General features: G+C 47.1%; 13 protein-coding genes and 2 pseudogenes. 7 read left to right on the top strand and 8 right to left on the bottom strand.

The features are described from left to right. Positions 1 to 111 precede the first annotated feature (111 nt). The 7 genes and pseudogenes from JAB6_RS11580 to JAB6_RS28945 all read left to right on the top strand — a co-directional run bounded on the left by JAB6_RS11580 (position 112) and on the right by JAB6_RS28945 (position 8,110). Entirely contained in the window at positions 112 to 471 is a 360-nt protein-coding gene (locus JAB6_RS11580) for a diacylglycerol kinase (protein ID WP_070302894.1), read from the top strand. A gap of 241 nt (positions 472 to 712) precedes the next feature. Then, positions 713 to 2,131, top strand: coding sequence for a mannose-1-phosphate guanylyltransferase/mannose-6-phosphate isomerase (locus JAB6_RS11575; protein ID WP_070302892.1), 1,419 nt, complete (start codon positions 713 to 715; stop codon positions 2,129 to 2,131). Positions 2,132 to 2,211: 80 nt separating this feature from the next. Continuing rightward, positions 2,212 to 3,675 (top strand): undecaprenyl-phosphate galactose phosphotransferase WbaP, encoded by a 1,464-nt coding sequence (gene wbaP, locus JAB6_RS11570; RefSeq protein WP_083292677.1) that lies wholly within the window; start codon positions 2,212 to 2,214, stop codon positions 3,673 to 3,675. 54 nt (positions 3,676 to 3,729) lie between these two features. Beyond that, complete coding sequence (rfbB, locus tag JAB6_RS11565; protein ID WP_070302890.1) at positions 3,730 to 4,809, top strand: dTDP-glucose 4,6-dehydratase; 1,080 nt, start codon at positions 3,730 to 3,732, stop codon at positions 4,807 to 4,809. Beyond that, a complete protein-coding gene (gene rfbA / locus JAB6_RS11560; RefSeq protein ID WP_070302889.1) occupies positions 4,809 to 5,702 on the top strand; it encodes a glucose-1-phosphate thymidylyltransferase RfbA in 894 nt (297 codons plus the stop codon). The genes rfbB and rfbA overlap by 1 nt, the downstream gene beginning before the upstream one ends. Positions 5,703 to 5,716: 14 nt before the next feature. Next, positions 5,717 to 6,270: pseudogene (gene rfbC, locus JAB6_RS28420) on the top strand (dTDP-4-dehydrorhamnose 3,5-epimerase). 499 nt (positions 6,271 to 6,769) lie between these two features. After that, positions 6,770 to 8,110, top strand: a complete 1,341-nt coding sequence (locus JAB6_RS28945) for a sulfatase-like hydrolase/transferase (protein ID WP_139143360.1) — start codon at positions 6,770 to 6,772, stop codon at positions 8,108 to 8,110. A gap of 674 nt (positions 8,111 to 8,784) precedes the next feature. On the opposite strand, the pseudogene JAB6_RS11550 reads toward JAB6_RS28945, so the two are convergent. The 8 genes and pseudogenes from JAB6_RS11550 to JAB6_RS11515 form a co-directional block, all read right to left on the bottom strand. Then, a pseudogene (locus JAB6_RS11550) lies at positions 8,785 to 9,888 on the bottom strand (glycosyltransferase family 4 protein); the annotation flags it as partial. Further along, entirely contained in the window at positions 9,888 to 11,009 is a 1,122-nt protein-coding gene (locus tag JAB6_RS11545) for a hypothetical protein (protein ID WP_139143359.1), read from the bottom strand. The gene JAB6_RS11545 and the pseudogene JAB6_RS11550, both read right to left, overlap by 1 nt. Positions 11,010 to 11,067: 58 nt before the next feature. After that, positions 11,068 to 12,111, bottom strand: coding sequence for a glycosyltransferase family 4 protein (locus JAB6_RS11540; protein WP_083292676.1), 1,044 nt, complete (start codon positions 12,109 to 12,111; stop codon positions 11,068 to 11,070). Further along, positions 12,089 to 13,273 (bottom strand): glycosyltransferase, encoded by a 1,185-nt coding sequence (locus JAB6_RS11535; protein ID WP_083292675.1) that lies wholly within the window; start codon positions 13,271 to 13,273, stop codon positions 12,089 to 12,091. The genes JAB6_RS11540 and JAB6_RS11535 overlap by 23 nt, the downstream gene beginning before the upstream one ends. Beyond that, positions 13,266 to 14,333, bottom strand: a complete 1,068-nt coding sequence (locus JAB6_RS28415; RefSeq protein WP_083292674.1) for a glycosyltransferase family 4 protein — start codon at positions 14,331 to 14,333, stop codon at positions 13,266 to 13,268. Before JAB6_RS28415 ends, JAB6_RS11535 begins: the two co-directional genes overlap by 8 nt. Positions 14,334 to 14,348: 15 nt before the next feature. Beyond that, positions 14,349 to 15,614 (bottom strand): flippase, encoded by a 1,266-nt coding sequence (locus tag JAB6_RS11525; protein ID WP_175444532.1) that lies wholly within the window; start codon positions 15,612 to 15,614, stop codon positions 14,349 to 14,351. A 48-nt stretch (positions 15,615 to 15,662) separates the two neighbouring features. After that, a complete protein-coding gene (locus JAB6_RS11520) occupies positions 15,663 to 16,841 on the bottom strand; it encodes a Wzz/FepE/Etk N-terminal domain-containing protein (protein ID WP_083292673.1) in 1,179 nt (392 codons plus the stop codon). Positions 16,842 to 17,052: 211 nt separating this feature from the next. Then, the gene (locus JAB6_RS11515) at positions 17,053 to 18,963 is read right to left on the bottom strand and encodes an SLBB domain-containing protein (protein ID WP_083292672.1); all 1,911 of its coding nucleotides are present in this window, start codon (positions 18,961 to 18,963) and stop codon (positions 17,053 to 17,055) included. Positions 18,964 to 19,009 lie beyond the last annotated feature (46 nt).

Below are 19,009 nucleotides of genomic sequence, written 5' to 3'. Positions count from 1 at the left end.
GCTGTGTACGAATAATGCCATATCGTATGATCACGCCTGCGATCCTCATCCATTTCTTAAGAGATCCGCTTTCATGCCATTGACATATCCCACGCCATCGCTACAGTTGCCATGAAGAACCAATCTTTCTTCAAGCGCATGGGATTTGCTCTGCAAGGAATAAGCGCCGCCTTCCGCCTGGAATCGAGCTTTCGCCTGCAATGCCTGGCTGCCTTGATGGTGTTCATCGTACTTTGCTGGTACAAACCAGCCCTGATGTGGTGGGCCTTGCTATTGCTCAATTGCGGCATGGTTCTGGCTGCGGAATTATTTAATACCGCGCTGGAGCATCTGATTGACCACCTCCATCCATCGCTACATCCGAGCATCAAGATTGCCAAGGACTGTGCGGCAGGAGCGGTGTTACTCCTTAGTATGACGGCTGTGTGCGTGTTTGTTGCTTTTTTGCTTGAAACGTTGTGTGCCAAGTAGAAATACCAGGGTAGCAAACTACAATACAGGACGCGCTAAAGTGCGCGCCTCTCAGATTCCAGCGCGTCGAGAGAAAATACAAAGATTCCTGTAATTTATTAAAATATTGCCCCCACTGACAATATTGACGTTTTGCCAGTACATACGCCGCAGCATACAAGCGCGGCAAGCCGGGCAAGTTTTAATACCCAATGACCAATTATTCAGTTCTATCCAATACTAAATTTAAATTGAAGCATAAATGACTATTCCCCTCTTACCGGTAATTCTTTGTGGCGGTTCCGGCACACGTTTATGGCCGCTTTCGCGCGAAGCGTTCCCAAAGCAGTTTCTGCGCTTGTCGACTCAGGGCAGCATGCTGCAACAAACGCTGCAGCGGCTGGCGGGCATAGACACCGTGTCGCCAGCACTGCTGGTATGCAACGAATCGTCGCGTTTCATCATCGCGGAGCAAGTGCGTGAAATCGGCCTGGAAAATAGCCGCATGTTACTTGAACCCATGCGCCGCAATACGGCGCCGGCGATCGCCTCAGCCGCCTTGCATGCGATGGAGAACGGCGAAGATCCACTCTTGCTGGTGCTGCCATCGGATCACGTCATACTGGATACCCCGGCTTTCCATCGCGCGATCGCGCTGGCACGCACGGCTGCTGAAGCAGGTAATTTGCTGACTTTTGGCATCACGCCAACGAGACCAGAAACAGGATACGGCTATATCCGCGCCGAAGGCATGGCAACCGGGCAGATCCAGCGCGTACTTGAATTCGTCGAAAAGCCGGCCCTGGCGCTTGCAGAACAATATATTGCCAGCGGCGATTACTTCTGGAACAGCGGCATGTTCCTGTTCCGCGCCAGCCGTTACCTGGAAGAGCTTGAGCGTTTCCAACCTGCCGTACTGGCCGCTTGCCGCGCTGCCATTGCCGCCGCGAAGAGCGACCTTGACTTCATTCGCCTGGACAAGGATGCCTACGCTGCCAGTCCCGATATCGCCGTCGACTACGCCGTCATGGAACGCACCGGCCATGCCGCCACGATCGCCCTCGATGCGGGCTGGAATGATATCGGCTCATGGAAAGCCGTACTCGATGTGGCGGAAAAGGATGCCAGCCAGAATAGCACCCACGGCGATGTACTGATCCAGGATTGCAACGATTGCCTGGTGCACAGCGGTAGCCGCCTGGTCACCGCCATCGGTATGCGCAATACCGTGATCGTCGAAACAGCCGATGCCGTGCTGGTCATGGATGCGGATCAGGCACAACAAACGAAATCCATGGTCGCGCAACTGATCGCCAGGGAACGCCCCGAAGCCACCATGCACCGTGAAGTCTTCCGTCCGTGGGGTTCCTATGATTCCATCGGCAATGGCGACCGCTTCCAGGTCAAGCGGATTACGGTCAAGCCTGGCGCCAAGCTGTCATTGCAAATGCATCACCACCGCGCCGAGCACTGGATCGTGGTATCGGGCACTGCCCAGATCACCAATGGCGACAAGGAATATTTGCTGACCGAAAACCAGTCCACCTACATCCCCCTCGGCGTTGTCCATTCTCTGGCCAACCCGGGCAAGCTACCGTTGGAATTGATTGAGATTCAATCGGGTAGCTACCTTGGGGAAGACGATATTGTCCGCTTTGAAGACCGCTACGGCCGCGCTTGACCCACCAAATACGTCATCACCACGCAGTCGGCATCGCAAAAAAAAATCACACTGAAGTTTATAAGGTTTAGCAAGTCATTATGAAACCAATCGAAGGCGTCTTTGTACAAGAAGTGAAATGGTATTGCAGCAATAGGGCAGAAAAATATTTTCTCACCTTTGCCGATGCACTTGCCATGTTCATGGCATTCTGGTTTGCTGGCAAATGGATCCTCGATGCCACCGACTTGAACAGCTTCGGGCTGGATAGCTCGCGCCTGCTCAGTTACAGCCTGCTATCTCTGGTCACCCTGGCTATCTTCAAGCTGAAGGGGCATCATGCCAAGCGCCGTCCGTACTCGAATGAAATCAAGGAACTGCTGAAGATCGTCATGGTCATGGGCTTGATCGATGCTGCCCTGGTCTTCCTCGACAAGCGCGACTCCTCACGCGAGGCACTGCTGGCTACCTGGCTGCTGGTGCCATGCTGTGTCTTGCTGCTGCGTGGCATGATCAAATACCTGCTGATGAAAGCTGGCGGCTGGATACGGCCCATGGTCATCATCGGATGGGGTGAAAACGCCTTGCAAACAGCGCGCGCTTTCGATGAGGAAGCGTTAATGGGCTACCGCTTGATTGCGTTCCTGATCCCCGAAGGTCAAGGCCGCCTCGAACATCGTTATGTCAACCGCAGCAAGCAAATTGTGCCCTGCATTCAGCTGGGCGAAAAACCGGAACAAACGCTTAAACTGCTGGGCGACCCACATACGGTTGTCGCCCTGGAGCAAGGCGGCATCGACGCTTATCAGGGCATGATCCAGCAGGTCAGCCGTTGCGTTGCCAATATGCAAGTAGTACCTGCCGTCCGTGGACTTCCCCTGTACGGCATGGAAGTGAACCATTTCTTTGCACATGAAGTGCTGCTGCTGACCATGCGCAATAACCTGGCGCGGCCAGGCTTGCAGCTGATTAAACGCTGCTTTGATCTGATAGCCTCGATCGGTGTACTGATCATCGGCGCCCCGGTCTTGCTGTGGATCGCAGCCAAGGTCATGGCATCAGGCCGTCCCATCTTCTACGGCCACAAACGCGTAGGCCAGAATGGCAAGCATTTTCTCTGCTACAAGTTCCGCACCATGGCCGTGAACGCCGACGTTTTGCTGAAGGAATTGCTGGAGCGCGATCCTGAAGCCCGTGCCGAGTGGGACCGTGATTTCAAACTGAAGAACGACCCGCGCATCACGTCGATCGGCCACTTCCTGCGCCGCACCAGCCTCGATGAACTGCCACAACTGTGGAACGTGCTGAAAGGCGAAATGAGCCTGGTCGGTCCGCGTCCCGTTGTCGATGCGGAACTGGAACGCTACGGCAACCAGATCGACTATTATCTTGAGGCGAAACCCGGGGTCACAGGCTTATGGCAAGTGAGCGGCAGGAACGACGTCAGCTATGATACGCGCGTTTATCTCGATGCCTGGTACGTCAAGAACTGGTCTCTGTTCAACGACATCGTCATTCTGCTGAAAACAGTCAAAGTCATCTTCAAGAAAGATGGCGCGTATTAATAAAATATACAATGTAGAATTTGATAACTTATACAGTGAGAAAAGGATAACAGTATGATCTTAGTGACTGGCGGCGCCGGCTTCATCGGTTCCAATTTTGTACGCGACTGGCTGGCGCTCAACGATGAGCCCGTGGTCAATTTTGACAAACTGACCTATGCTGGCAATCTCAGCAATCTGGCCAGTCTGGAGCAAGACCCGCGGCATATCTTCGTACGCGGCGATATTTGCGATACCGCCCACATCTCCCGCCTGCTGGCCGAACACCAGCCCCGCGCCATCGTGCATTTTGCCGCTGAGAGCCATGTCGATCGCTCGATCCATAGTCCCGACGAATTCATTTCGACTAACGTTAACGGCACCTTCAGCCTGCTCGAGGCGGCACGCGCTTACTGGTCTGGTCTGACAGGCGAAGCCAAGGACGGTTTCCGCTTCCTGCACGTCTCGACCGATGAAGTGTATGGCACCCTGGGGCCGAATGACCCGCCGTTCACGGAAACGACGCCATATGCGCCCAACAGCCCCTACTCGGCATCGAAAGCGGCGTCCGATCATCTGGTGCGCGCGTATTTCCATACGTACGGCATGCCGGTCCTGACGACGAACTGCTCGAACAATTATGGCTCCTTCCATTTCCCGGAAAAACTGATTCCACTCATCATCAGCAATGCCCGGGCCGGTAAAGCCTTGCCTATCTATGGCGATGGCATGCAAGTGCGCGACTGGCTGTACGTGGGCGACCATTGCTCGGCGATCCGCCGCGTCCTGGAAGCAGGACGCCTGGGCGAGGTCTACAACGTGGGCGGCTGGAATGAAATGGCCAACCTGGAAGTCGTGCATACATTGTGCGACATTCTCGACACGCTCGATCCCAAGGTGTCCGGCAGCTATCGCGAACAAATCACCTATGTGCAGGATCGCCCTGGCCATGACCGCCGCTACGCCATCGACGCACGCAAGATTGAGCGCGAACTGGGCTGGAAGCCGGTCGAAACCTTTGCCACCGGCATCCGCAAGACCGTCCAGTGGTACCTGGACAACCAGGCTTGGGTACGCGATGTGCAGTCGGGCGATTACCTGAAGTGGGTCGAGAAAAACTACGCGGCACGCGAGACGGCCCAGGAGCAAAAATAATGGGAACCACCATCGAACGCAAGGGCATTATTCTCGCTGGCGGTTCCGGCACGCGCCTGTATCCCGTCACCATGGCCGTATCGAAGCAGCTGCTGCCCGTGTATGACAAGCCGATGATCTACTACCCGCTGACCACGCTGATGCTGGCCGGCATACGCGACATCCTGATCATTTCCACGCCACAAGATACACCGCGCTTCCAAGAGTTACTGAATGACGGCAGCCAGTGGGGTATCAAGCTCAGCTACGCCGTGCAGCCGACTCCGGATGGACTGGCACAGGCGTTCATCATTGGCAAAGAATTTGTCGGCGATGCGCCATCGGCCCTGATTCTTGGCGACAACATCTATTACGGCCATGACTTTGAAACGCAGTTGCGCGAAGCCTCGGCACGCACCAGCGGCTCGACCGTATTCGCCTATCACGTGCACGATCCGGAACGTTATGGCGTCGTCGATTTCGACGCGCAACGTCGCGCCGTCAGCATCGAGGAAAAGCCGCTCAAGCCAAAATCGAACTACGCCGTCACCGGCCTGTATTTCTACGACAGCCAGGTGTGCGATATCGCTGCCGGCATCGCCCCGTCAGCACGTGGCGAGCTGGAAATTACGGATGTCAACCGCACCTATCTGGAGCGCGGGCAGTTGAACGTTGAGCTGATGGGGCGCGGCATGGCCTGGCTGGATACCGGCACGCATGAATCCCTGCTCGAAGCGGGCCAATTCATCGCGACCATCGAGAACCGCCAAGGCTTGAAAGTTGCCTGCCCAGAAGAAATCGCCTACCGCCGCGGCTACATCGACGCGGCCAAGCTCGAGGCATTGGCGCAACCCTTGAAAAAGAACGCCTACGGTCAATACCTGCTGCGCCTGCTCGAAGAAAAAATATACTAAAAGGCTTACTGCTCATTTCACATCATGCAATCCAAACAACCGCCATACTTGATATCCTGATTCTCGAGCCCACCGTGTTCGGCGACGACCGGGCCTTTTCCTGCGAAAGCTTCAACCAGAAGCGCTTTGCCGAACTGACCGGCGTCACGCGCGACTTCGTACAGTGTAACCATTCCAAGTCGACCAAGGGGGTGTTGCGCGGCCTGCACTATCAGATCCAGCAGCCGCAAGGCAAACTCGTACGCGTCACCGCCGACGAAGTATTCGGCGTTGCCGTCGACCTAAGCAAGAGCTCGCCGACATTCGGCCACTGGACAGGCGCGACCTTTCAGCGGCCAACTACCGCCAGATATGGATTCCTGAAGGCTTCGCCCATGGCTTCTTGGTCACCAGCGACAGCGCTGAATTCCTCTACAAAACGACCGATTACTGGGCACCGGAATTTGAACGTAGTCTCCTGTGGAATGACCCGGCAATCGGCATCAACTAGCCGCTGGATGGCGAACCGCTCTTGTCGGGTAAGGACAAACTTGGCGCATTGCTGGCCAATGCCGATGTCTTCGCCTAAACACTGCTAACCTCGCGTCCAAAATTGGTCTGCTGAGGAATCAAAAGGCCAAGCCGTACACTATCGCAGGCCATTCCAGGGCAATCGCTGCTACCAAGCTCCGTCCATGCGAGGCTGCGTCGCGGAACGATGCCGGATATTCGAAGTGTCGATGACATGATGCCCGGTCGTCGAGCCCACGCTTCGACGTTGCGCCGCAGCTCAGGACAAGCCCATACCACCACATTTCCGGCCGACTTGGACACGTCAGTGTAAGACAGCCTGCTTCAAGACCAGCTGGTTCACTGCCACTGAACTGTCACCAAAATGAACCAAATACAGCGTTTTTTTTTGCACGACTATACGGCGTTTTTGAATGTGGGTATGCTAGGCAGAATTTATGACAAGCGTGTTACAATAAATACCCAAAAAAAAACATTGCCAAATATTCACATCTTTTGGTGCTTTCTGAGATTCTTCCTCGCGCCAATAAAATTCCTTTTTTTGCATTTCCAAATTCATGAGTTCACCTTATACACTACAAGAAGATCAATCTTTTTCTCTTCAATCTAAAAAATTCATATATTTTCGCTGTTTTTTATGGATGTTGTTACCCAGCATTATCTGGAGTTTTGCATTCGGCAGGATATACATATGCATCGAGCCGCTGTTTTTTCCTTACATGGAAAAACGCCTCAAGCCTTGGCTATCTCTCTTGATAAAGACCGTCTGGTTCTTTGTCTTTTTAATTTCCATTTTGGCAAATTGGAATATCCGGCCGAACGCTTATAATTTCTATTTCTTTACAGTAATGGGAAATGCTCCTACGCCTGTATTAGTTACCTGCTTTTTATTTGTGGCAGTAATGTCATTCTTCGTTTTCTCCGACATATATAGAAGAAGTTCCCTGGGATTCAGAAAATTTGCATTAATTATTGGAGTTTTTTTACTTATTTTAAAATCCATCATGTCGATGTGTGATGTGGGTCCAACATCGCTACGGAAAGCGATAATTACACCATCGCCGTTTGCAATAAAAACATTGTTTCTTGATGATATCTCTAGTGACAAGAATTTTTTGGGGAAAACTGCCGAGCCAACATTTTTAAATCATATCAAGGGTGCAGAAAAGATGCCCCAAAAGATGGTTTTGATGGTTGTGGAGTCATGGGGAGAGAGCCAGGCTTCGTTGGTGTCAGTTAAGAAGCGGTTACAGCGCGACGGTGTCAAAGTGCTTGACTCAGGTTTTACCGACTATCACGGTTCTACCATGCAGGGAGAGATCCGCGAGTTATGTTCCCAATATATAAAACTCGATTCTGGCACCAACTTTTCATCGGTTGCCGATAACTGCGTTCCTGCGTATATGAAAAACAAGGGGTATGAAGTTTTTGGAGTGCATGGTTATCAAAAAATGTTTTATGCGCGCGATACTGTTTGGAAGCACTTGGGTATCGATAATGCATACTTTCAACCGGAAATGCGGCAACTCAATACCTGCCCAGGACCATTTGCAGGCATTTGTGATGAGGATATGATTACTTTTGGCATTGAATTGATACGTCATGAAGATAAGGCATTTTTATACATGCTTTCATTGTCCAGCCATGAACCGGTCGCCTCGTCCATGCTGGAAACTCCAACCCAGTATTTCCGGGATATCGATGCTATCGGCGATTCACAAATTGTTGCGCGCAATGCCATTGGCAGCATGGCAGCCACCTTGAGCATGAGTACTGATATGGGGTGTACTGAAGCGTACATTGTAGGTGATCACCAACCGCCATCGGCGGTCAATAGTGAACAACTCCCGGCAAATCAGGTTCCATATATGCGGATGTCCTTTCATTGCAAAGAGTAGATGCCATTAATGGTCGCCATAACGCCTGATCAATTAATTCCCAGATTTTCCGGGAAAAAACGCTCTGATCTATAACAAGATTGCAATTTCAAAAAATAGCAGCGGCGCTTGTCACGGTTGTAAAAAATCAAGGCCAAACCGCGCACATGCACGGTCTGGCCTCTTTTTTACCCGGCGCGGTCCTGAGCAGGGTGCCGTATCGCGCCAGAGGATGGCCTCACATAGTTGGGAGATGGAGTGCTTTTCAGGTACCGATAATTCCCGGGCGCAAGTGTCAGAAGTCGTCCTCTCCTTGTAACGGCCCTTTCGGCCAACGCCGTTGTCGCCAGTCCATTCATGCTGGCGCACATGGCGGTCATGTGGCCAGCCTGACCTTGATGCCTGCTGACAAGCCGATCCTGGCAACAGTCGCGCCAGTGGCGGTATAGCCGCGTCAACCAAACAGCCTGGCATGAAGACGCGCGGCGCTCAAGGGAAGACGATGGCGAGCCAGCGCTGACGAATCCACTGGATGAAGTTGACTCCATCAGCTGATTCATGGATGAAACCGAGATTCTGTATTTTATATTCAGCAGAGAAGCAAATGCGATGGGTTCTCTCTTCGACAGTAACCTCAGTTCTCAAGTCAATAATTTCTCAGGAACTGTAAATTTTCTCTCATTGCAGTCTTCATGGGATTTTTTGACAAAGTCAACAAACTCGCTTTTAAAACGGTCATTACTAAATCGTACAGCATTTTTTCTGCAGTTTTCCGCCGATATCTGTGCAGAGCTATTTTCAAATGTGTTCACCGCTTCGATGACCGACTCGACTGTCTGCTGTGAAAATAACACTCCAGTAGGTGTCTCATGTGATAACGGCAAAACAGTTTCAAGCGCCCCGCCTTTACCAAATGCAATAACTGGCGTACCACAAGCCTGAGCCTCTACCGGAGTGATACCAAAATCCTCCTCTGCCGCAAATACAAAAGCCTTGGCATTCATCATGTATTTTTTTAATACATCAAATTCCTGATAACCCAGTAATTCGACATTTTCGCCAGCCTTCAACTTTATTTTTTCGAAGTCCGGACCGTCGCCAATGACAACAAGCCGCTTGTCCTTCATTAATGAAAAAGCGGCCACAATTAAATCAATTTTTTTGTAGGGAACCATTCTCGATGCGGTGAGATAAAATTCCTCTTTTTCGCCCTGAAACGTAAACGCATCTACATCAACCGGTGGATAAATTACAGTAGCTTGCCGGTGATATGACTTCATAATTCTTCTTGCTATGAAGTGAGAATTGGCCAAAAAATAATCAACACCATTGGATGTACGGGTGTCCCACAATCTGATTTTATGCAAAATCCAGCGCGCCAATATGGATTTCAATCCCTTTGTCAACCCTGATTCTTGCAGATACTGATGCTGAAAATCCCAAGCGTATCGGATTGGAGAATGAACATAGCTGATATGTAATTGATCTGGTCCTGTCAATACACCTTTCGCCACGGCATGTGAGCTGGAAATAATTAAATCGTAAGATGAAAGATCAAATTGCTCTATTGCAATTGGCATCAACGCAATATAATTTCTATAAGACTTCTTCGCCATTGGCAATTTCTGAATAAATGATGTTTTCACCTTTTTATTCATAATAAATTTTCTGCTATCGTCTGGCAAAAAATCAACCAAAGCAAACAGATCTGCATCGGGATAACACTCCAGAATTTTCTCGACGACTTTCTCTGAGCCCGCATAGTTTACGAACCACTCATGAACAATTGCAATCTTCATTATTTTCCACACCTACTTTTAACATTTTTTTCTTGCAAAACGACGCCGACCACAATTCCATGCAAAATCATTATTGGATAAAACAATAAGAAGTTTGAATAAAACATCGAAACTGATGACACAAGAAAATACATTGCATACGGTGCACTTTGGCTATGGGTACTTTCGTTCGCCAAGATTGTGCATGATTTTTTTAATATAGAAATATAAAATACAAAGAAACCCAAAAAACCAAAGAAACCCAGCCTGAATAATATATATAAAAACATATTATCGCTAAAAGTAATTCCTTGAGAGGATAACGGAACAGAAAAAGGAATTCCCTTCAACAGGTATTCATAATTTCCAAAAAAGATATCAAGTGCCATGTGCCATTTTTCGAACCTGATGTCATATGAGAAAAGATCGCCGGACAATAGCAACAAGAAGAACAATGCCAAAAGAATGGCTATATTAAGGAAGTACAATTTCCCTGACAAATTGGCCGGCCTTGTCTTTACAACGATGGCAAACAAGAAAATCAGGAACAGAGACAGCATGGCCGACCTGGACTCGGAAAAGTAGAAAGCAAGAAAAACAATCAGGAATACGGCACAGTGCTTTATGTCATATTTTCTTGATGTAGAGAAAATACAAAAATAGAACACCAAGAAATATGCAAAACTATTCGGGTTCAAGAATACAGACGATGCCCTATAATAACCATTCGAGTTTATAAAATAAAGTTCGCGACCAGCCGTTTTCAAATCGAGCAATGGTAAATTCAGAAAATATAATATCAACCCGACAATGGACAAAGTCCATGCGAGAAAAAATATTATTTTTAGAAATTTAGTTTCGCTCAAGGTATCTATATTCAAACCAATGAATATAGATATTATCCAAAAGGATATTCCAAGAAAAAACCCGCCATCTGGCTCATTGAGCAAGGAAAAAAATAAAAAGTTGAAGGCAAGAGCAATTACGCACAAAAAATTCTTATCTATTTCAATTGGAAAATTTTTCCTTATACTCGACAAAGCAAAAACCAAGAAAGTGAGTATCATGCAAAATACAAATATGTAGGATGCTGAAAATTCACTTCCTGCAATAGTGAATTTATCCAACAATGCCATAGGCATGGAAATGACACTTAATAAAAAAAAGAAAAATATGAAAAATATCAGGGATTTTCTTATTTTATACATTTGAGTATTCCTTCTGCATAGCCGATATCATGGGAGCAAGTGAAAAAATGCTCATATCGCATGGCTCGTAGGTAAGTTCCTCAAGAATAACCTTTGCCAAATCTGAAGAATTTTCGTTTTCAAAAAGAGAAATGTTATTTTTTATTTCATTAAAAACCGTTTTTATGCCATAGGTATTGCTAGCGATAACCGGCAAATGTGAGACCAGCGATTCGATTAATGTAATGGGTAACCCTTCCCACCTGCTTGGAAGTATGAAAACATCAGCCGCTTTCATCAGCTCATAGACGTCCGTCCGACGCCCTAAAAATCGCACATGTGTATCGATCTTTAGCGTAACGGCTAGTTCCTGCATCGAGGCCAGCTCGGCACCATCGCCAGCAAAGACAAACAGCTGGTTGGTTAATTTATCTTGCTGCTTCAGAAGCCCAATCGCCTTGATTAATACATCATATCCTTTGGGAAAATCAAAACGCGCGACGGTAAGAAATATTTTCCGATCCAAAGGGATATCTAATAAAATTCTATAGCTATCTTGACTTCCCTGAACATCTTTTATTGCATCGAATTGAATTCCGTTAAATACGGTCTTTGCCTTAACTCCATATTTTTCTTCAATAAAATATTCATCCTCATATGATACCGAAATGATTTTATCAACTTTTCGATATAAAAATTTCTCAAGATTTAATCGGATGAAATATTGAATTTTTGATACAATTCCGTTTTTGAATTCATACTGGTGCAAATGAATTCCATGTACTGTAAACATGGTTTTTTTGGCTTTACCTCTAAATGCCAGCAACGGCCTTAAATGGTGGAAGTGAATCACATCAGGAGCATAGGCAACAATGGATTCCGAGGTGTATCCGTTATTGAAGACAGTAACATTGTCCAGTAAAAGGAATTTGTCCTTGGCATTCCCATCTTTAGCAAACACACCAAACTCTACATCCGGCATGCCGCGACATAGTTGATAAATATGTTCCAATCCCCCGCCGGTAGAAAATTTGTCAGTTACTAAAGCGATTTTCATAAATCAATCCGTATGCTTTTCTTATGGAATCCCAGGAATACTTCTTCTCAGCCAAGTCCCTGGCATTTTTGCGCATTGACGTATAAGCTACTTGATTCTGAAAAATTTCTTCCACGGCTTTTGCCATTTTAAATTCATCAACCTCGACCTGTACACAATCATGACCAGGGGTACATCCGATCCCTTCAAAGCTTACCTTCGTCCCAATAACAACCATCCCCATGGACATGGCTTCCAGAATTTTATTCTTAATTCCACTTCCAAAGCGCAAAGGAGAAATATAGACCTTGGAACGGTTCAGGTATGGCCTCAGATCCTCGACAAAACCAGTCACGGTGATATGTTCACTAGCAAAAGATAACGTGGTTTCATCCGGCTTTTGCCCTACCAGAAGCAGATGTGGTTGAAATTTTTGGTCTATTTTTGGGAGTACTTTATTAACTAAAAAATTGACCGCATCCTTATTTGGGGCGTATGACATGTCTCCTGTAAAAATCAGGAAATTTTTATCCCTTTGAGCCAAACTATCAGACTTGAAGTAATCTACATCTACACCATTAGGAATACAGTAATAATTATCTTTTTTGGTAATTGCCTTGGCATAATCTCGGTCGACATCCGAAACAAAGACGGCAGCCTTGAATATATTATAATATCTCTTCTCGAATGACGAACACTTCAGAAACTCGATCGAATAAATTATTTTTTTAAGAATATTCTCTTCATTTTTCTTGCGGCGACACCAGAACAGCGTCATACAGTCGATAGGGAAAATAATCATCTTATTGACAATTTCTGATGGCATGCCAATAGCTATTTCCGCCAGATAGGGGGAACTAAGATGAATAACCGAATAACGAGAGTGATGTTCGAGCAAAAAATCTTTGTATTGACGAACATATTCAGAATATTTCGATACATTAATTGGTTTCATCGAAAAAATGAAACTGAAAATTTGGGAGAACTTATCTTTCTTCTTCTTTGGAGGAATTTTAAATATATTTCCAACATCGGAAGTGTTCAAATCACCTAAATCACCAATACAAAGCATATCGGCATCAAAATAATCATTTTTCTTTAGCAAATTTGCATTTATTTTCGCCAGGCCGTCCCTATACTCGGGATAAGGATAACTGGTCGCAACAATCAATACTTTATCCATTACAGGCGTCCTGATAAATCGTCAAATGTTCACGAGCCTGGCGAACAATAGAAAAATCCTCAGCCCTAACCCTGGCTTGCTCTGGATCAAACATCTCAAAACTCTCGATCATTTCCAATATTGATTTCTTCAGCGCTGTGGAGTCTTCCGGAGTGAACAAGATTCCAATATTTTTGGCGTTAATAATATCTTTAGGGCCACCGATATTCGGACAAATCACTGCCTTGCCATATGCAAGAGCTTCAATTGCTACCATGCTAAAAGATTCATAACGAGAAGGTACGACGATAAAATCACTAGCCGTTAGAAAGGGAGAAATATCTGCCTGGAATCCATCAAAAACAACGTCCAGATTCTCATGCCTTTGCGTTTCCACGATATTATGTAATTCCGTATGGAAATCAATATCCTCTTTTTTATTACTATTCACGCCACCAACAAAGTGCAATTTCATATTAATGTCGCGCCGCTCTTTTGCAATATCCATCAACGCTGACAACAGGATATCCTGGCCTTTTATCCGTTGAAAACGGCCAATGCAGGATATAGTAATATTGCGAGGATCAATTTCCTTTTTCGTTCCTTGGATTCCTTTCATTTTCGTGCCCAGGAATATCTTGGACAGCTTATCTGATCCAAAGCTACAAATATCGTATACATCTGTAGAAACTGCTACTACTTTATCAACAATCAGATTGATGACTTTCGCGCGCAATCCAAAAGGGCTCTCCCAGAAGCCATGCGTAGTCCATATAACAGGGCGCTTCAGAAAAGCCAGCCGGGAAAGAACATTTAATGAGTAAGAGTGAACCACATCAAAACTATTTAACTCTTTTCTGAGCTCAGCAGGGAAAGACAGGAACGGAATAAAGCGGAGCCATCTTTTTCCCGACAAATCAGTTTTTCTACATGCAAGTCCAAGTTCGCTAGCCTTTTGATAAACTGCACCGTCACAAAAAAGTACAACTTCTATACTCTTGCTCAGTTCTTCACACAAATTGAGTAAATTTGACTCGCCACCACCAATGTGATGGTATTCCGTCATTAAAGCCACACGCATATTCTGTCCAATTTCTTATATTAGTTTCTCTTTTAAACTGAAATCTCGAATCTTGGAGAAATAAAGATATCCAACAATAATCGAACTGCTGAATATATGTATGCCGAGTGAAGAAATGGCGGCGCCTATCGCTCCAAAATCGGGAATCAGCAGCAGATTGAGGGAATAACCGATCAAAAGTTGTCCCCAGTTCACAGCAGTCAACAGAAAAGGTTTCTTTATCTGGTAATAGATCAAAGAGATCGGATTGACGATGACGCCAAACATATAGGAAACGACAAGTATCAGTAAGACTGGAATGCTTTTTAAATATGCTTCACCAAATAATATATAGATGATCAACGGTGAGGCCGCTTGTAAAAGCAAGCTGATCCCGATGACATACTTTACTTTCTTGAGTATTTTCTTAATGAATTCTCGAATGGTACTTTCCCTTAAGAAAGCTTCCATTTTTGGCATCAATGTAGCGGTGATCGACATGGTAATCAATGGCAGAATCATTGCCACATTTGACGCGACAGAATAGAATCCAACCGCCTCGGCATCGCCTAATTTCTTCAGCATGACCACATCAATTCTCATCATTATAACGACCGCTACTGATGAGAAAAATATCCAAAATCCCAGCTTGTAAATTTCTTCAACGTATTTCCACTTGAATAAAAATCCGGTCTTCAAGATATAAATAGCGGATACTGAAACAAGCACGACAGCGAAGAAATAAATATAGATAAAATACTCGAACCTTTTTCCTGCAGCAAAAGCAAAGATAACGACGATTACCGCCACGAACCGAATAGCATAATGCGAAATACTGACGAGAGAATACTGCCTGAATTTCTCCAACCCCTGAAAATGGGCAATAACCGTTCCCAAGATAGAATGAAAAACAAGAGCAATGGCGGCCAACCTGAAATAATACTCATACCTGTCTACCGAGAAAAAATACTCTGATATGTCGGATGAAAAAAACCAGATCGCCGCAGAAAATAGAATGCCTGTCAGTGTCTTGAATATCAAAACCGAAGAAAATATTGTTTTCTCCTCGGGTTTATTTTCACTCAAAAACTTCACATAGGAAGTAGACGTACCAAAATCAGATATCTGGGTAAGAAACGTGAAAATGGCAATGATCAGGGCAAAATCGCCATAGCTTTTGGGGCCAAGATCCCGCGATATGATAATTATCGCGAGAAATGATAGTCCTTGTGCTACAACGTTTCCAGAAAGAACTTTAACAATATCTCTCGCGACTTTCGAGCCAGCATATTTCAAGAACATTTGAACGTCCATCCAAAAAAATCGAAGGCAATTTTTCCTCCAGCATAATTATTCATTATTTTTTAGAAATGGATTTCCAGCTTGTGCCAACGCTTCTTTTGAAAATGCCCAGACCAGACCGACAATACCACCCAACATCAAAAATATCATCACCAATATGCTGCGGGTAGGTTTTGACTTCCTATCCGGAATCACCGCATCATCCAGTACCTGAATCATCGAACTATCGCGTGCTTCATCAATACGTGCAATCTCAAACTGCTTCGCCAGGTTTTCGAACAACAGTTCGTTATATTTCACATCCCTGACTTTCCTGATATATTCCATGCCCAGACCCGGCAACTTTTCGGTAGAAATGGAAATATCACCATTGCCCTGATTAGTACCTCGCTCCACTTTCTCCAGCTGAGCCCTCAAGCCATTTATTTCCTGTCTGTTCTGGATATACAGGGGATTGTCTGCGGTGGCAAAAGTACGCATTGCCGCCAAAGCAACTTCTTTCGAGGCGATTTGTGATTTAATCATTGCAATGGCAGTAATCGTTGCCTGTGCCTGACCATCAAGCTTAATGAGTCCCGTTTTCTCCTGAATTTCCTTCAATGCCAGCTCTGACTCATCAAGAGCTTTTTTAGATTCACCCAAACGTTTTTCAAGAAACAACCTGCGTTTTGAAGCTTCCGTGATCGCCAACGATTCTGTCAGTTTCTGCAGCTCCTGAACATAACCATTTGCCAAAAGTGCGGCACGTTCAGGATTTTTATCATCGACATCGATGACAATAATGCCGTCACGTCCATTAGTAATCGTGGTCGCTTTCTTCAGCGCCTTACGGGCGTCACTTTTAAAATCAGCTTTGTATATTTCCATCAAGTTGAATCGCTGGACCAGATTATCGCCAACGGTACGGCTGCCTAGCATGCCGACGTATGTCTCACCTGTATTCTTGCTACCCAAGGCCGCGCCAGCGAGACCGCCAAGGCCGCCGAGTTGCCCAAGCAACTGAGACGCGCCTGATTGCGACTGCGGTGGCAGGATTTTCGCTGACGCAGTATATATATTAGGTAGCAACATACTTACGGCAGCTGTTGCTACGGCAAATGCCAACGGCGTCAGGAATACGATCCTTTTATTTTTTTTTATTATTTTGAAAAAATCAAAAATATTCAAATACTCTGATTTTCCAGCCATCCCGTCACCACTATTATTTGAAGGATTTACAGTTGACATCTTTTTCTCGCTACTTCGTTATTTCACGCATAATAAAAATAACGTGAATATTTTTTAGGGGCTGAATATTTAAAAAACCATCGGGATAACTATATGTCAAGTACACACCGATGGTATATGAAATTGTCACGCGATAAACGGCGTAGTACTGTAAAACCGCTCTGCCATCAATAGTCACTACCAAAGATGTACTTTACGGTTTACAGGCATTCTAGTTTTTCAACACTTTCAAACCAGCCGCACCCAAACCAAACTGATAAAAGATGGCAGTCCAGTCCTTCAGGCTCTGCATGAACGTGCTACGTTCAATTTTCTCCGGTACCACGACGGTATCGCCAGGGTTCAACGCCGTGCCACCCAGGCCGCTAAACCAGCCCGTGCCTTGACCGCTTTGCGCCGTGCCATCGGCACGAATCACGTACATTTCGGATTTGTCCGCGTTGGATGTGATGCCGCCGGCTTGTTGTACATAATCGTTAACCGTACGTTGCGGACGGTAGACGAACGCATTTTGCTGGAAGACGGAACCAAGCACATCTACCGTACCAGGACGGCGCGGGATCAGGATGGAATCGCCGTCCTGCAACGGCAAATCCGGCAGGTTTTTGACTTGTGTGTCAACGCCGGGCAAATCGAGCACAATGCGGCCCTCGGCCTTAACGGAACGCAGTTTTTGCACGATGCGGCGCTGCTGCTCCACTTCGGCAGCGGTTTTCGCTGCATTTTCCTTGTCACCAGAAGCGGCCATGCGCTGGGTCGCATTCGATTCCAGCTCCCGTTCAAAGCGGTCAGCAACCTGATTCAGTTTGATCTGCTGGGCGCGACGTACGGATTCGCGGTTCAGCTGGGTGGCGTACAAGTAGCCGTTTTCATTGGCGCCGCCGACACGGGCGATCAGCTCGCGCAGCGTTTCACCTTTTTTCAACAGGAAAATACCGCTCTGCTTTGCCTCGCCGGCCACGCGCACGTATTCATTCTGGATTTGTGCCTGCACGGGCACTGCACCAGGCGCGAACACCCGCAGGATATCGGTAGGCTTGACTGCGATACTGGCCAGCTGGGTATGACTGATGTCTTTATCGGCAGCCAACTCCAGCACCGTCTTGTATTGGTTATCGACGTTTCTCTCGACAATCACCTGCTTCGTTTCCGCAGCAGAATCAAAGCCGCCGGCCCAGCTCAACACATCAGCCAGGCTGGAACTGCCCTTCAATTCGAAAATAGCGGGCCGTTTCACGCTCCCCGTCAACGCCAGCAGCGGGCCCACTTCAGGAATATAAATCACGTCGCCGTCGCGCAAGGTGACGTCGCGGCTCTTGTCACCGTTGACCAGCATGTCATACAAGTCGAAGGTGCTGACGGTATCCTTGCCACGCTTGAGCTGGATATTGCGCATACTACCGGTGGCGTCCGGCCCACCCGACGTAAACAAGGCATTGAGCAGAGTGCTCATGGAGTTCAAGGTATATGTCCCAGGACGCACCGCGTGGCCAACCACGTACACTTGCACGGCACGCGTTTGCGCGATGCTCGCTGTCAAGTCGAAATTGGTATAGATCTTGCCAATGGCTTTCTTCAGGTAGCCTTGCAAGTCCTTGTACTGCACGCCGCTGACCTTGATAGAGCCGACGCGCGGGATGAAAATCGCACCGCTGCGGTCGACCGTGGCACTGACGTCGATATCAACCATGCCCCAGCCGCGTACCTGCAACTCGTCGCCCGTACCGATCACATATTCCTGGTTTACCTGTACTCCATCGAGCGGTGCAAAGGTGGACGGTACATCGCTGAACAAATCCTTGCCAAAGACACTTAATTTTTGCCCTGTGACGCCATCGACATACGCTTCAAATGCGCCAACGGACACATCAGCCGTACTACGCTGGCTGCCGAGATTGGCAGGTGGCGATTTTGCGTGACGCTGTTCATTGATGCCACTACGAATGCTGGGCAAGCTGCTGCCTCCTATGTCATTCGCTTGTACCCGCGAAAGATCCGTTCGAGGCATCTCACCCGCGCCAAGTTCCTGCCCTGCCGCATAGGCCGAAGTTGCGCCCAGCAGGCAAGCCGATAAAATCATGTGTTTCACGAAAGGCGGGGAAGTACGAAATTGCTTTTTCATGCTGGTCTTTGTCTGGATGAATGATGTTGTATGAGTAAAGGGGCGC

The organism is Janthinobacterium sp. HH104 (assembly GCF_001758715.1).
GTDB lineage: Bacteria > Pseudomonadota > Gammaproteobacteria > Burkholderiales > Burkholderiaceae_D > Janthinobacterium > Janthinobacterium aestuarii.
This window is presented reverse-complemented; position numbering and strand designations above follow the sequence as displayed.